Below are 13,860 nucleotides of genomic sequence, written 5' to 3' on the forward strand. Positions count from 1 at the left end.
CGGTACGGATCAGGCGTCGGCGGAGATGCCGAGGCCCTCGGCGACCCGTCGGCCGTACTCCTCGTCGCACTGGCTGAAGTGCCAGACCATCCTCTCCTGGATGTGCTTGTCGCACTGGGCCAGCAGGGTGGTGAGGTTGAGGACCAGGTCGTCCCGCTCCCAGTCGGCCATCTCGCGGAAGCGCCGGCCGGCCTGGGCGTAGTTGTTCTGCCGCTCGATCGGGGCCTTCATGATCTGACCCGAGACGAACGGGCGGAACTCCCGGTAGGACTCGTCCGCCTCCTGGAGGCCGGCGACCGAGGACGGCTCGAAGTTGATGTGCGGGTTGGCGCCGCGGTTGTCCACCCCGTACGACATCTGGCCGCCACCCTGGTTGGTGCTGACCCGCACGTCCTCACGCGGCCGGTTGACCGGCAGCTGGAGGTAGTTCGGGCCGACCCGGTAGCGCTGGGTGTCCGAGTAGGAGAACGTCCGGCCGACCAGCATCTTGTCGTCGGAGAAGTCGATGCCGTCGACCAGCACGCCGGTGCCGAAGGCGATCTGCTCGTTCTCGTTGTGGTGGTCGGTGATGTTGCGGTTGAGCGTCATCATGCCGACGGGCAGGTAGGGGAAGTCCTCCTCCGGCCAGATCTTGGTGTCGTCGAGCGGGTCGAAGTCCAGCTCCGGGTGCTCGTCGTCGCTCATGACCTGGACGTTGAGCTCCCACTTCGGGTGGTCGCCGCGCTCGATCGCCTCGTAGAGGTCCTTCGAGGCGTGGCCCAGGTCGGTGGCCTGGATGGCGTCCGCCTCGGCCTGGGTCAGGTTGTGCTCACCCTGCTGGGTCAGCCAGTGGAACTTGACCAGTACGCCCTCGCCCTCGGCGTTGACGAGGCGGTAGGTGTTCACCCCGGAGCCGCGCATCGTCCGGTAGTTCTTCGGGATGCCGTACGGGGAGAAGAGCCAGGTCAGCATGTGCATCGACTCGGGCGTGTTCGACATGAAGTCGAAGATCCGGTTCGGCTCCTGGCGGAAGGTGACCGGGTCCGGCTTCAGCGAGTGGATCACGTCGGGGAACTTGATCGCATCGCGGATGAAGAAGACCTGGAGGTTGTTGCCCACCATGTCCCAGTTGCCGTCCTCGGTGCGGAACTTGACCGCGAAGCCGCGCGGGTCGCGGGCCGCCTCGGAGGAGTCCCGGCCGCCGATGACGGTGGAGAAGCGGATGGTGACCGGCGTCTTCTTGCCCTTGCTCTGGAACAGCTTGGCGCGGGTGTACGTCGACGCCGGCTGGTCGCCGATCGTCCCGTACGCCTCGAACTCGCCGTGTGCGACGAAGCCGCGGGCGTGCACCACCCGCTCCGGGATCCGTTCCCGGTCGAAGTGGCTGATTTTCTCCAGGAAGTGGTAGTTCTCCAGCGTCGCCGGGCCGCGCGAACCGACCGTCCGCTGCTGCTGGTTGTTGTGCACGGGGTGACCCTGACGGGTGGTGAGGATCGGCCTGTTGGCCTGTGGGTCGCTCATGGCTCTCCTCCTGATCGGGTGTGGCGGGCTGGCGTCAGTCGTGCCGCGGCTGACACCCGGGGCACCGGCCCCAGTAGGTGACCTCGGTGAACTCCACCGCGAAGGCGGAGGCCCCGGGGTCGAGGCAGGGCCCGGGGGCCCGGTTGCGCCGGGTGTCGACGATCGCGCCGCAGTCCCGGCAGACCAGGTGGTCGTGGTCGGCCCCGGCCAGCTCGTACCGGGCCGGCCCACCGGCCGGGGCGAACCGGCGCAGCAGGCCCGCGCCGGTGAGCGCGCGCAGGACGTCGTAGACCGCCTGGCCCGAGATCCGCCCCAGGCGGAGCCGGGCGAGCCGGGTGATCGTGTCGGCATCGAGGTGCGGCCGGTCGCGCACCGTCGCGAGCACCGCGAGCCGGGGCTGCGTGACACGCAGCCCGGCCGCCCGCAGGCGTTCGGCATCGGACTCGACCGGCATCACCCCACCCAAGCGCCTTTTCTGGAATGAGTCAAATTTTGGCGGCCCCGATCACCCTGTGTGACTCGTCATGCCGCAGCGCGGAATCCGGACGGCCGGGCTCGTGACGACCGGGTTCGTCAGGAAAGTGCCCCGGAACGGGATTGGCGATCAGTGAGCGGAGGGAATACCACCTCACGAAGGAGGAGCCATGTCGCCCACGCAGGTAATCGTCATAGTTCTCGTCGTGCTGGTGATCGCGGCCGTTGCCGTGGCCGCCCGGTCGTACGCCCGCCGCCGCGCGCTGCGGTCACGGTTCGGTCCCGAGTACGACCGCACCGTCGCCGAGCAGGACAGCAGGGCCGCCGCCGAGCGGGAGCTGCGGGAGCGGGAACGCCGCCACGCGGACCTCACCCTCACCCCGCTCGCCCCCGAGTCCCGGGCCCGGTACGCCGCCGCGTGGGAGGAGCTCCAGGTCCGCTTCGTCGACTCCCCCGCCGAGACCGTCGGCGACGCGGACGAACTGGTCACCCGGCTCATCGCCGAACGGGGCTACCCGACCGGCGAGTTCTCCGACCAGATCGCCCACCTCTCCGTCGAGCACGCCCGCACGCTGGGCCACTACCGCGACGCCCACGAGATCCACCTGCGCAACTCCCGGGGCGAGGCGAGCACCGAGGAACTCCGCCAGGCCGTCGTGCACTACCGCGCCCTCTTCGCCGACCTGCTCGGCGAGGAGCCGGTCGCCGACCGACCGGCCGAGCAGCGCAACCCGGACATCCAGCACGACGTCACGAGCCGCTAGGAGGAGACCATGCGCCAGGAAGAGCAGCGGGTGGGCAACGAGCACCCCGAGGCCGTCCGCTCCGAGCCGGTGCCGGTGACGCCTCCGGGCGACCGCGCCGGCCGGGCCGCCGTACCCGAGGACGCCCTCGACGACCGGGGCACCTTCGACGATCCGGCGATCGCCGACGAGCAGGGCCGGGCCCGCCGGGCCGACGCCGGGCCACCACAGGGCGGCAGCGCCGGCAGGAGCCGGTCGGCCGAGCGGGACACCGACGGCGACCGGCCCGCGTTCCACCAGCCGGGGCCGGTGCCGACGGCCTTCGGCGCCACCAGCGTCGGCGGCGCGGTCGCCGCGTCCGCCCTGGCCAGCCCCCTGCCCGAGGACGAGCCCGACCCGCGTACGGAATCGACCGCGCGGCCGGGCGACGGCGCGGTGGACGGCCCACGGGAGGGCCGCCGGGCGGACCCGACCGCCGATCTCCACCCGTCCGTCGGGCTCGGCGACGACCAGCCCGACGGCCGGCAGGCCCGCCGGCGCGGCACGGAGACCCTGCCCCCGGACGCCACCGACGGCCGACCCGAGCGGCGGGCCGACCTGACCGGCCCGACCGGCGACTCCGAGAGCGGTGCGGCCGGCGCCGCCGGGTACGGCAGCGCCACGCCGGCCATGGTCGACCCGGACGCCGAACACGCGCCGACGGGCCGGGCGGGCACCGGGACACTGGGGGCCGCCGGGACCGACCGGCCGGCAGGCGCGACGGTGGCCGCCGAGCCGGCCAGCCTCCTCGACCCCGCGATGGCGCAGGGCTTCCGGGACCGTTGGCGGGACGTCCAACTGCGGTTCGTGGACGACCCCCGCGCGGCGGCCGGGGAGGCCCAGTCGCTCGTCGACGAGGCCATCCAGGCGCTCTCCTCGGCGCTCTCCTCGCAGAAGAACAAGCTGGGCGGCTGGCAGGACGCCGGATCCGCCGACACCGAGCAGCTCCGGATGGCCGTCCGCCACTACCGCGACTTCCTGGACCGGGTACTCGGGCGCTGACCGGCTTCCGCAGGCGCCCCCGGCCGGTCGGCCGGGGGTGCCCGCGCACACCCGCACCCGGCCCCCACTCCACGCCGGCGTAAGGAAGGGCCCCTTGTTCACGCTTGCGGTAGAGGAAGGGTCCCTTCCTTACACCGGCGGGCGGGAATGGGGAGCGCCTCGCCGGGTACGCGAGCAGGATCAGGAGACCACCTGGCGACAGGAGGGCAGCGACATGACGGATCGTGACCGGGACCGGCCGCTGGAGGAACGCCCGGAGGTGGCCGCGGCGGTCGAGGACGACACCGGCATCCCGCAGCTGATGACCGGTGGCGGCGCCGACCGCGACACTCCGTCGTTCACCGGCCCCGGGGACCGGCCGGGTGGCGGCGCGCGGAGCGACGATCTGATCGGCGACCCGTACGCCGCCGGCACCGGCGCGACCGGCACCGGCACGGGCGCCGCCCCGGACAACATCCGCACCGGGGCCGAGCAGCCCTGGGAGCCGGAGGACCTGGTGGCGGCCCGGGGGCAGGACCTCACGCCGGAGAACGTCGAGCGGGCCCGCCGGGACCTGGCCGAGCTGGGCCGCGCGGCGATCGAGAAGACGGTGCCCTGACCGAGGGGCCCCCGGCCCGACCGTCGGACGGTCGGGCCGGGGGCCCGGGGAACCTGCCGCTGGAGCGCCTCACCTGACTGCCAGCGGCGGGTGGGCGCCGGTGTCAGGAGAGCGGCGGGTACGCGTTCTGCATGAGCTGCGTGAACTGCGCGGGGAACCAGGCGCCCGAGATCGGGGCGTCCGGCAGGGCACCGCTCATGCTGTTGCCGTTGCGGGCGTTACCGGTGTAGGTCGGGTCGCACATCCGGTCGAAGCCCTTGCCCTCGTTGTTCGGGATCTCCCTGCTGGAACCGTCCGACTCGCCCGGGGGCTTCACCCAGACGTACGCGTCGATGCCCGGCTCCGGCGCGGCCTTCGGGCGCTCGCCCAGGCCGGCACCGGACTGGTTGCACCAGTTGCCGGCGTGGATCCGACGGTCGACCCGACCACCGTTGACGTACGTGTCCACAGTGGTCGTCGAACCCGGGCCGGTGGGCCGGGCGGAGCCGCCCCAGCCGTTGCGGGACGTGTCGATCAGCATGCCGATCTTCGAGTCGAAGCCCTTGGCCACCAGCTCGTTGCGGAACGCCTGGGCGAACGACAGCTCGTCCACGTAGAAGTTCCAGTCGATCCACTTGGACTGCCGCACGGTGGTCCCGTTCACCGAGTCGGTGATCTTGACGTACGGCTCGCGCAGCGCCGAGTAGTTGGCGGTGTTGACGATGAAGCCGTGGACGTTGTTCACCGTGCTGCCGGAAGCGACGGCGGCGTCCTTCAGGATCTGCGCGGTCGGGCTGAAGTTGCTGTCCCAACCGATCCAGCCGTGGTGGGCGGCGTCGATGTAGTTGTAGACGTTGCCGATCGCGCCCAGCTTCGACAGGGCGTAGCCGACGCCGTTGACGTAGGCGCCGTTGGCCTTCACCGTGTCGCACATCGCGGTGCCGCCGGGGTTGCCGGAGGTGTTGGTCACCAGGTTCGGCAGCGAGTCGATCTCGATGATGTTGACGATCCGCAGGCCGGCGTACTTCGGGTCGCCCTGGATCGCGGCGATCGGGTCGATGTACTCGGCCTTGTAGCGGGGCAGCTCGTGAGCTTGCAGCTCACCGTTGGAGGCCAGCGCGGCGCAGTCCCGGCCGGGCAGGTTGTAGATGACGAACTGGATGTAGTCCGCGCCCTGCTCGAGGGCCTTGTCCAGGTGGTTCCGCACGCCCATCGCGCCGTTGGAGCTGCTGTCCGGGGTGCCGTTGATGGCGGCGATCCGGTCGATCCAGACGGCGGTCGGGTTGCTCGACACCCGGCTGCCGCCGGACACCGATTCGGCCTTTGCCTTCCACTCCGGGTTCACGTACCCCTGGGCGTTCAGGTAGGGGTTGTCCACGCGCTGCCCGGGCGGCGGCGTGGTCGGCGGTGGGGTGGTCGGCGGCGGCGTGGTCGGCGGCGGCGTGGTCGGGGGCGGGGTGCTCGGCGGCGGCGTGGTCGGGTTGGTGCCGCCCCCGTTGCAGGTCACGCCATTGAGCGTGAACGAGGTGGGCTTGGGGTTGCTGCCGCTCCAGGCGCCGTTGAAGCCGACGCTCACCGTGGCGCCGCTGGCCACCGCGCCGTTCCAGGATTCGCTCTGCGCGGTGACGTTCTGACCGGTCTGCGTCCAGCGGGCCGACCAGCCCTGCTGCACCCGCTGGTTCCCGTCGGGGAACGTGAAGCCGAGCGTCCAGCCGTTGAGGGCGTCGCCGACGTTCTTGATGTTGACGGTGGCGGTGAACCCACCCTGCCAGTCGCTGGTCGTGTACGACACGTCGCACTGGGTCGCGGCGTGCGCCATGGTGACCGGCAGGGTCACCAGCCCGCCCGCGACCAGAGCGCCCGCGCCGCCGAGCGCGAGGGCCCGGCGTGGGCCGGACAGCCTTCTCCACACATTCATGCCACTGATCTCCTTGGGCGAGACCGGATCCGCGAACGGCCCGGCGATACGGCCCGATGGCGTCCTGCGCGGACGTCCGCCGGTGCCACGGGGTGCTTCGGGGGTGCCCGACCCGGACGGGCGTTTTTGGTGGTGGTCCGACCGGCGACGATGGCCGGCCGGGAGGCGGGAGGTCGTCCGGCGGACCGGTGCCCTCGACTCCTGCCTACGCGGTGTGGCTCCCCGAACCGCGTGCAGCGATTCTTGCATGGGAGCGCTTCCATGGCAATGCCTCGATGAGACGCGGGAGCCGGCCGGGGCTCCCGACGATCTCTGGGGCGGACGGGACCGGACGATGCGACCGTCCCGGCGCGAGCCGCCCGAGCGTGCCTTGGCGGCGCCACGAGGCGGGAACCGCCCGGGCCCACTGTCATAAGCCGCTAAGGCTGCGTAGCGCCCCTACCGCCCTTAGGTCCGCGAAGTACCAAAACACGAATCTTTCCTTTCATAGCTCGTGAAACGGTCTAACGTCGTCCGTAGCTCGGTTGTCGCCGAGCCCAGGACAACAGGGGATGGAGTGACGCAGGTCATGGCAAACAAGATGCTCGGGAAAGTCGTTGCGGGCGCTGCCCTCGGTGGGGCCTCCCTGCTCGTGTTCACGCCGGGGATCGCGTTCGCGGACGGCCACCACGAGGACGAGGGCAAGGTCTACGCCAAGCCGCACGTCGTCAAGGCGGGCGAGACGGTCAAGCTGATCGAGGTCTGCTCGGAGCGGCAGGAGCACGCCTTCGTCTGGTCGAAGGTCACCGGCAAGGTGAAGCTCAAGTCGGCCGAGGACCGGGGCGACTGGCGTGGCGGGGAGGAGGACTCCCGCGACCGCGACAAGGGCCGCGATCACGAGGACCACGACAAGGGCAAGGACCACGACAAGGGCAAGGACCACGACGGCAAGGACCACGACAAGGGCAAGGACCACGACGGCAAGGACAAGGACCACGGCAAGGACAAGGACAAGGACCACGGCAAGGACGAGAACGGCAAGCCGGGGCAGCCGTCCAACAGCGGCCAGGGCGGCGGCGCCGCCGACACCGCCGGTGGCGAGGGCGAGCGCGACTGGAAGGGCTACGAGCACGGCCAGGACGCCGAGGGTGACCGCGGCGACAAGGGCCACGACAAGTCCGACCGCGAGGGCCGCGACAACAAGGACGAGTGGGGCTCGGACGAGCGCGACCGCAAGGACCACGAGAACAAGGACAAGTGGGGCTCCGACGAGCGCGACCGCAAGGACCACGAGAACAAGGACAAGTGGGGCTCCGACGAGAACGACCGCAAGGGCCACGACAACGGCTGGTCGGACGAGGAGTCCGGCAGCTACGGCAAGGACAAGGACCGCTGGGAGCACAAGCGGGACTTCGTCTACTACGGCGAGGCCAAGGTCTCCGAGGACGCCAAGCCGGGCCGCTACGAGCTCAAGGGCTCGTGCGGCGAGGGCGAGCTGGTCGTGCTGCCGCGCGGCGGGGTCGACGGTGGTGACGGTGGCGTCGGTGCCGGCACCGACCGGGGCCTGGCCGCCGGTGGGGCGAGCCTGGTCGGCGCAGCCGCCCTGGGCGGCCTCGTGCTGATGCGCCGGCGTCGGACCGATGAGTCCTTCGTCTGACATGACGGCGACACCGGCCGGCGGCCGTCACGGGAAACCGTGGCGCGCCGCCGGCGCGGCCGCCGTCGTCGTGGTCGCCATGGTGGGCGCCGGCCTGATCGGGGCCTCGTTCAAGACCGCGCCCGCTTCCCGCCCACCACAGCCCGTGGCCGCGCCCGCCAGCACCGGGCCGGCGGTCGCCGACACCCGGGACCCGGGTGGGGACCCGGACGTCGCCGCCGCCACGGGCCTGGCCCGCTCCGCCCCCACCACGATCGCCATCCCCCGGATCGGGGTCGACGCCTCGATCATGTCGCTCGGCACCAACCCGGACGGCACCGTCCAGGTGCCGCCGCTGGAGCAGGCGCAGTTGGCCGGCTGGTACGAGCCGGGGCCCAGCCCGGGCGAGATCGGCAACGCGGTCATCGTCGGGCACGTCGACTCGGCGAAGATCGGGCCGGCGGTCTTCTTCTCCCTCGGCGCCCTGCAACCGGGCGACACCATCACCGTCACCCGCGAGGACGGGCAGCAGGCCACCTTCACGGTCGAGACGGTCAAGGCGTACCCGAAGACCGAGTTCCCGACCGAACAGGTCTACGGCCCCAGCGACCGGGCCGGGCTGCGGGTGGTGACCTGCGGCGGAACCTTCGACCAGGCCGCCGGCAGCTACCCGGACAACGTGGTCGTCTTCGCCTCCATGCCCGCGTGAGCGGGCAACCGAGGCACGGCGCAAGCCCTTCACCAGACGGTACGACGGACGCGGTCCGGCCGGTCGGGAAGCCCGACCGGCCGGACCGCGTGCCGTACGCGTCAGGCGGCGGCGGAGGTCCGCACCAGGGTGCGGATCTGGCGCAGCAGCACCGACAGGGCGGCGAGATCCGCCCGGGACTCGTCGAACTCACCCATCGCCCGCTCGGCGCGGTGGATCGAGGTGGCGTTCGACTGCTCCCACTGGAGCACCCGTTCCTGCGGCGACAGGGTGTCGGCGGTGGAGTCGAGCACCTCCACCGTCAGCGCGGCCAGCGCGGCGTACAGGTCGTAGCGCAGCGCCATCCGGGCCAGCGTCTGCCAGCGGTCCTCACGCGGCAGCAGGGAGATCTTCGACAGCAGCGAGTCGACCCGGAACCGGTCGGAGAGCACGAAGTAGACCGAGGCCACCTCGCCGACGTCCCGCCCGCTGCTCGCCGCGGTCTCCACCACGTCGAGTAGCCCGAAGCTGTACATCAGCCGGGTCGCCTGCTCCGCCAGGTCGCGCGGCAGCCCCCGCTCGGTGAGCGAGTCGATGTGCGCCGCGAGCGACTCCCGCTCGCTGCCGTGGAAGCGCTCCTCCAGGTCGGGCAGGAGCCGGGCCACACCGTCTCGCAGCCGGGCGATCTCCGCCGGCACGTCGATCGGCGAGCGGCGGTTGGTCACCAGCCACCGTACCGCCCGGTCGAGCAGGCGTCGGGTGTCCAGGTAGACGCTGGTCTGCAACTCCGGGGCGACCTTGTTGTCCAGGGCCTCCACCGCGTCCCACAGCGCGCCCAGCCCGAACACCTCGCGGACCACGACGTACGCCCGGATCACGTCCGCCGCCGAGGCGGCCGTCTCCTCGACCACCCGGAAGACGAACGTGATGCCGCCCCGGTTGATCGCCTCGTTGACCAGCACCGTCGTGACGATGTCCCGGCGCAGCCGGTGCTGGCCCATCCGGTCGGCGAACCGCTCGCGCATCGGCGTCGGGAAGTAGTTGACCAGGACGTCGGTCGTCCACTCCTCGTCCGCGAGCCCCTCGGCGAGGATCTCCGTCTCAAGGACGATCTTGACGTACGCGAGCAGCACCGCGAACTCCGGCGCGGTCAGCCCGGACTCGGTCCGCACCGCCAGCTCGTCGTCCGGCGGCAGCGCCTCCAGGGACCGCTCCAGCGCCCCGGAACGCTCCAGCTCGGTGATCATCCGCCGGTGCACCGGCAGCAGCGAGGCGGCCTGCGCCTGCGCGTTGTTGACCGCCCGGGCCTGGTCGTAGTTGTCCCGCAGCACCAGCTCGGCGACCTCGTCGGTCATGTCGGCGAGCAGCTCGTCCCGCTCGGGGAGGGACAGCGCGCCGTCGGCGACCGCCGTGTTCAGCAGGATCTTGATGTTCACCTCGTGGTCGGAGCAGTCCACCCCGGCCGCGTTGTCGATGAAGTCCGTGTAGATCCGGCCGCCGGTCTGGGCGTACTCGATCCGGCCGTGCTGGGTCCAGCCCAGGTTGCCGCCCTCGCCGGCCACCCGGCACCGCAGGTTCCTGCCGTCCACCCGGATCGCGTCGTTGGACTTGTCGCCCACCTCCGCGTTGGTCTGGCTGGACGCCTTCACGTACGTGCCGATGCCGCCGTTCCAGAACAGGTCGACCGGCGCGGTAAGGACCGCCTTCATCAGCTCCTGCGGGGAGAGCTGCGTCACGTCGTCGGCAAGGCCCAGCACCTCGCGGACCTGCGCCGAGATCGGCACCGACTTGGCCGTACGCGAGTGCACCCCGCCGCCGGCCGAGATCAGCTTCGGGTCGTAGTCCTCCCACGACGAGCGGGGCAGCTCGAACAGCCGCTTCCGCTCGGCGTACGAGGTGGCGGCGTCCGGATCCGGGTCGAGGAAGATGTGCCGGTGGTCGAACGCGGCCACCAGCCGGATGTGCTTCGACAGCAGCATCCCGTTGCCGAACACGTCGCCCGACATGTCGCCGACGCCGACCACGGTGAAGTCCGCGGTCTGGGTGTCGTGCCCCAGCTCGCGGAAGTGCCGCTTCACCGACTCCCAGGCGCCCCGGGCGGTGATGCCCATCTTCTTGTGGTCGTACCCGGCGGAGCCGCCCGAGGCGAACGCGTCGCCGAGCCAGAAGTTGTGCGCCGTGGAGATCTCGTTGGCGATGTCGGAGAAGGAGGCAGTGCCCTTGTCCGCCGCGACCACCATGTACGGGTCGTCGCTGTCGTGCCGGACCACGTCCTCCGGCGGCACGATCTCACCGGCGACGATGTTGTCGGTGACGTCCAGCAGCGCCGAGATGAACTCCTTGTAACAGACGACCGCCTCGTCCCGGTCCCCCGGCTTCTGCTTGAGCACGAAGCCGCCCTTCGCGCCGACCGGCACGATCACGGCGTTCTTCACCATCTGCGCCTTGACCAGGCCGAGCACCTCGGTGCGGAAGTCCTCGCGGCGGTCGGACCAGCGCAGCCCGCCCCGGGCCACCGACCCGAACCGCAGGTGCACGCCCTCGAAGCGCGGCGAGTATACGAAGACCTCGAACTTCGGCCGGGGCGCCGGCAGGTCCGGGATCGCCTGCGGGTCCAGCTTGAGCGCCACGTACGACTTCGGCCGCCCGTCGGTGCGCTTCTGGTAGAAGCTGGTGCGCAGGGTGGCCTGGATCATCGTCAGGTAGGAACGCAGGATCCGGTCCTGGTCGAGGCTGGCGACATCGTCCAGCGCGGTCCGGATGTCGCCCACCAGCTCGGCGCTGCGCTGCTGCCGCTGCTCGTGGCCGTCCGCGCCGGGCGCGAACCGCACCTCGAACAGCTCCACCAGCAGGGCGGCGATCCTCGGGTACGCGATGAAGGTCTGCTCCATGTACTCCTGGGAGAAGACCGTGCCGGCCTGGCGCAGGTACTTCGCGTACGCGCGCAGCACCACCACCTGCCGCCAGGTGAGACCGGCGCGCAGCACCAGCTCGTTGAAGCCGTCCACCTCGGCCTCGCCCCGCCACGCCGCCGCGAAGGCGTTCTCCACGTGCGGGCGCACCTCGGCCAGCTCCTGGTGCCCCTCGGGCAGACGCAGCCCGAAGTCGTAGAGGTAGACCCGACCGTCGATCCGGTCCACCTCGTGCGGGTGTTCGTCGACCACCTTGACGCCGAGTGAGTGCAGCACCGGCAGCACGGCGGAGAGCATCATCGGCTCGCCGTAGCGGTAGACCTTGAACCGGACGTCCATCGCCTCGTCGACGTCCGGCCCCCGCCCGCCGGCCCGCGGCGCGAGCTGCTTGCGGAACAGGTGCATCTCCAGCTGGCCGGGCTCCTCCAGCAGCTCCAGCTTCGCCAGGTCCTTCATCGCCTCGTACGGCGTGTGGCCGTCCTTGTAGCCCTCGGGGAAGGCGTCGGCGTACCGGGTGAACAGGTGCTTGGCCTGCTCGTCGCCGAGCTTGCGCTCCAGCACCAGCCGGTAGTCGTCGTCCCAGAGCCGGGTGGCGTCGGCCAGCTCCTCGGCGAGCAGGTCGGCGTCGATGTCGACCGGGGCCCCGGTCGGGTCGGTCCGGACGATGAAGTGCACCCGGGCGAGCATCGACTCGGTGACCCGGGTCGTGTAGTCGACCCCGACGCCGTTCAGCTCGCGGAGCAGGATGTCCTGCATCCGCAGCCGGTTCTGCGTGGTGAACCGGTCCCGGGGCAGATAGATCAGGCAGGAGATGAACCGCCCGTACGCGTCCCGGCGCAGGAACACCCGCAGCTGCCGGCGGCCGGCCATCCGCAGGACGCCGATCACCGCGTGGTAGAGGTCCTCGGTCTTGATCTGGAACAGCTCGTCGCGCGGGTAGGTCTCCAGGATCTGGAGCAGGTCCTTGCCGGAGTGGCTGCGCTGGCTCAGGCCGGAGCGGTCCAGCACCTCGGCCACCTTGCGGCGGACCACCGGCAGCTCCTGGACGCTGGTCCGGTACGCGGCCGTGGAGAACAGGCCCAGGAAGCGCCGCTCGCCGACCACCTCGCCGGCCTCGTTGAAGATCTTGAAGCCGATGTAGTCGAGGTAGGCGGAACGGTGCACGGTGGCCCGCGAGTTCGCCTTGGTGATGATCAGCAGGCGCTTCTCGGTGACCTTGTCGTGCGCCTCGGGCGTCATCGACGACAGCGGCCGGGCCTCCGGGGAGTCCTGGCGCAGGATGCCCAGCCCGGTGCCGAGCACCGCCTCCAGGGCCTGGCCGTTGCCGCGGTCCCCGTCCCCGGCCGCCGGCTCGTCGGTGTCGGCCAGCCGGTACTCCCGGTAGCCCAGGAAGGTGAAGTGGTCGTGGGCAAGCCAACGCAGCAGCTCCACCGAGTCCGTGATGTCCTTCTCCGGGACCGGCGGCCGGTTGTCCGACGTCCGCGCGGCGGCCAGCTCGTCGGCGAGGGCGAGGGCCCGCTGGCGCATCTTCGGCCAGTCCTCCACCGCCTCGCGCACGTCGGTGAGCACCCGATGGAGCTCCCGGCGCAGGGTGTCCCGCTCGTCGGCGTCGCGCACCGGGTCGACCTCGATGTGCATCCAGCTCTCGACCAGGTCGCCGGAGAGGGCGTCGTCCGGCTCGACGTCGGCGGAGACCTCGAGCAGCTGGCCCAGTGGCTCGCGCCGGACCACCACCAGCGGGTGGACCAGCAGGTGCACGTCCAGGTGGTGCGAGTTGAGCAGGGCGGTCACCGAGTCGACCAGGAACGGCATGTCGTCGGTGACGATCTCGATGACCGTGTGGTGCTGGTCGGCGTCCGGCTCGTGGATCCGCAGCTTCAACTCGCCCGGTACCCGCTGCTGGGCGAGGTCGCGATGTGCGCGGGCCGCCTCCAGCATCTCCTCGGCGGTGAAGCCGATCAGCTCCTCGTCCGGCGCGAACCGCCAGAAGCGGCTGACCAGGGTCGCCGCGTCGTGGTCGTCGCCGGCCAGCGCGACCGCCTGGGCCACCAGGCGCTCCGCGTTCGGGACCGGCTCGTCGAGCTCGTCGTCCTCCACGTCGGCCAGCGCGTCAGCGGGTAGGCCCAGATCGTAAAGTGTGTCGATACTCGAACCGGTCATCCCGGTAACTCCTGTGTCGAGCCGGCCGAAGCCGTCCCCGTCGGTTGCCGAATCGAAGCTGTCGTCCCGGCTGGTGTCAGCCTGCCGGAGGTCGGGTCCCGGTTTGATCGCCGGACGCCGGTCCATCGGTGCCACTCCCCTCGACCCACCGCGTTGTGGGTCACTCTGACGCCCAGCCTAGGCCCTGCCCTTCCGCCCCTTACACGGCGGACCACAGTGCGGACGTCCGGAT

Annotated in this window: 8 protein-coding genes and 1 pseudogene; 5 read left to right on the forward strand and 4 right to left on the reverse strand. The window is 71.2% G+C overall.

Features of this window, described 5'->3' with window-relative positions:
- Positions 1-9: 9 nt before the first annotated feature.
- Both AB0D32_RS18805 and AB0D32_RS18810 read right to left on the reverse strand, forming a co-directional pair.
- Positions 10-1,500: a catalase gene (locus AB0D32_RS18805; RefSeq protein ID WP_357091300.1), complete on the reverse strand. Its 1,491-nt coding sequence runs from the start codon at positions 1,498-1,500 to the stop codon at positions 10-12.
- 34 nt (positions 1,501-1,534) lie between these two features.
- A complete protein-coding gene (locus tag AB0D32_RS18810) occupies positions 1,535-1,954 on the reverse strand; it encodes a Fur family transcriptional regulator (protein WP_357091302.1) in 420 nt (139 codons plus the stop codon).
- 190 nt (positions 1,955-2,144) lie between these two features.
- Between AB0D32_RS18810 and AB0D32_RS18815 the strand changes: the two genes are divergently transcribed.
- The 3 genes and pseudogenes from AB0D32_RS18815 to AB0D32_RS18825 all read left to right on the forward strand — a co-directional run bounded on the left by AB0D32_RS18815 (position 2,145) and on the right by AB0D32_RS18825 (position 4,356).
- Positions 2,145-2,738 (forward strand): hypothetical protein, encoded by a 594-nt coding sequence (locus AB0D32_RS18815; RefSeq protein ID WP_357091304.1) that lies wholly within the window; start codon positions 2,145-2,147, stop codon positions 2,736-2,738.
- A 225-nt stretch (positions 2,739-2,963) separates the two neighbouring features.
- Positions 2,964-3,197: pseudogene (locus tag AB0D32_RS18820) on the forward strand (hypothetical protein); the annotation flags it as partial.
- Positions 3,198-3,972: 775 nt separating this feature from the next.
- The gene (locus AB0D32_RS18825; RefSeq protein WP_357091306.1) at positions 3,973-4,356 is read left to right on the forward strand and encodes a hypothetical protein; all 384 of its coding nucleotides are present in this window, start codon (positions 3,973-3,975) and stop codon (positions 4,354-4,356) included.
- 103 nt (positions 4,357-4,459) lie between these two features.
- Here AB0D32_RS18825 and AB0D32_RS18830 read toward each other — a convergent pair whose 3' ends face one another.
- Positions 4,460-6,253, reverse strand: coding sequence for a glycoside hydrolase family 6 protein (locus AB0D32_RS18830; protein ID WP_357091308.1), 1,794 nt, complete (start codon positions 6,251-6,253; stop codon positions 4,460-4,462).
- A gap of 568 nt (positions 6,254-6,821) precedes the next feature.
- Between AB0D32_RS18830 and AB0D32_RS18835 the strand changes: the two genes are divergently transcribed.
- Both AB0D32_RS18835 and AB0D32_RS18840 read left to right on the forward strand, forming a co-directional pair.
- A complete protein-coding gene (locus AB0D32_RS18835; RefSeq protein WP_357091310.1) occupies positions 6,822-7,889 on the forward strand; it encodes a hypothetical protein in 1,068 nt (355 codons plus the stop codon).
- Position 7,890: 1 nt separating this feature from the next.
- Positions 7,891-8,577: a class F sortase gene (locus tag AB0D32_RS18840; protein ID WP_357091312.1), complete on the forward strand. Its 687-nt coding sequence runs from the start codon at positions 7,891-7,893 to the stop codon at positions 8,575-8,577.
- A 101-nt stretch (positions 8,578-8,678) separates the two neighbouring features.
- Here the strand turns inward: AB0D32_RS18840 and AB0D32_RS18845 are convergent, their stop codons facing one another.
- Positions 8,679-13,754 carry an NAD-glutamate dehydrogenase gene (locus AB0D32_RS18845; protein WP_357091314.1) on the reverse strand — a complete coding sequence of 1,692 codons (5,076 nt, stop codon included), beginning with the start codon at positions 13,752-13,754 and terminating at the stop codon, positions 8,679-8,681.
- Positions 13,755-13,860 lie beyond the last annotated feature (106 nt).

The sequence above is a fragment of the Micromonospora sp. NPDC048170 genome (assembly GCF_040652795.1).
GTDB lineage: Bacteria > Actinomycetota > Actinomycetes > Mycobacteriales > Micromonosporaceae > Micromonospora.

Bases quoted from the DNA above. Each gene is read 5' to 3' on its own strand.
- AB0D32_RS18805 (WP_357091300.1), bottom strand. From the start codon at position 1,500: ATGAGCGACCCACAGGCCAACAGGCCGATCCTCACCACCCGTCAGGGT.
- AB0D32_RS18810 (WP_357091302.1), bottom strand. From the start codon at position 1,954: ATGCCGGTCGAGTCCGATGCCGAACGCCTGCGGGCGGCCGGGCTGCGT.
- AB0D32_RS18815 (WP_357091304.1), top strand. From the start codon at position 2,145: ATGTCGCCCACGCAGGTAATCGTCATAGTTCTCGTCGTGCTGGTGATC.
- AB0D32_RS18825 (WP_357091306.1), top strand. From the start codon at position 3,973: ATGACGGATCGTGACCGGGACCGGCCGCTGGAGGAACGCCCGGAGGTG.
- AB0D32_RS18830 (WP_357091308.1), bottom strand. From the start codon at position 6,253: ATGAATGTGTGGAGAAGGCTGTCCGGCCCACGCCGGGCCCTCGCGCTC.
- AB0D32_RS18835 (WP_357091310.1), top strand. From the start codon at position 6,822: ATGGCAAACAAGATGCTCGGGAAAGTCGTTGCGGGCGCTGCCCTCGGT.
- AB0D32_RS18840 (WP_357091312.1), top strand. From the start codon at position 7,891: ATGACGGCGACACCGGCCGGCGGCCGTCACGGGAAACCGTGGCGCGCC.
- AB0D32_RS18845 (WP_357091314.1), bottom strand. From the start codon at position 13,754: ATGGACCGGCGTCCGGCGATCAAACCGGGACCCGACCTCCGGCAGGCT.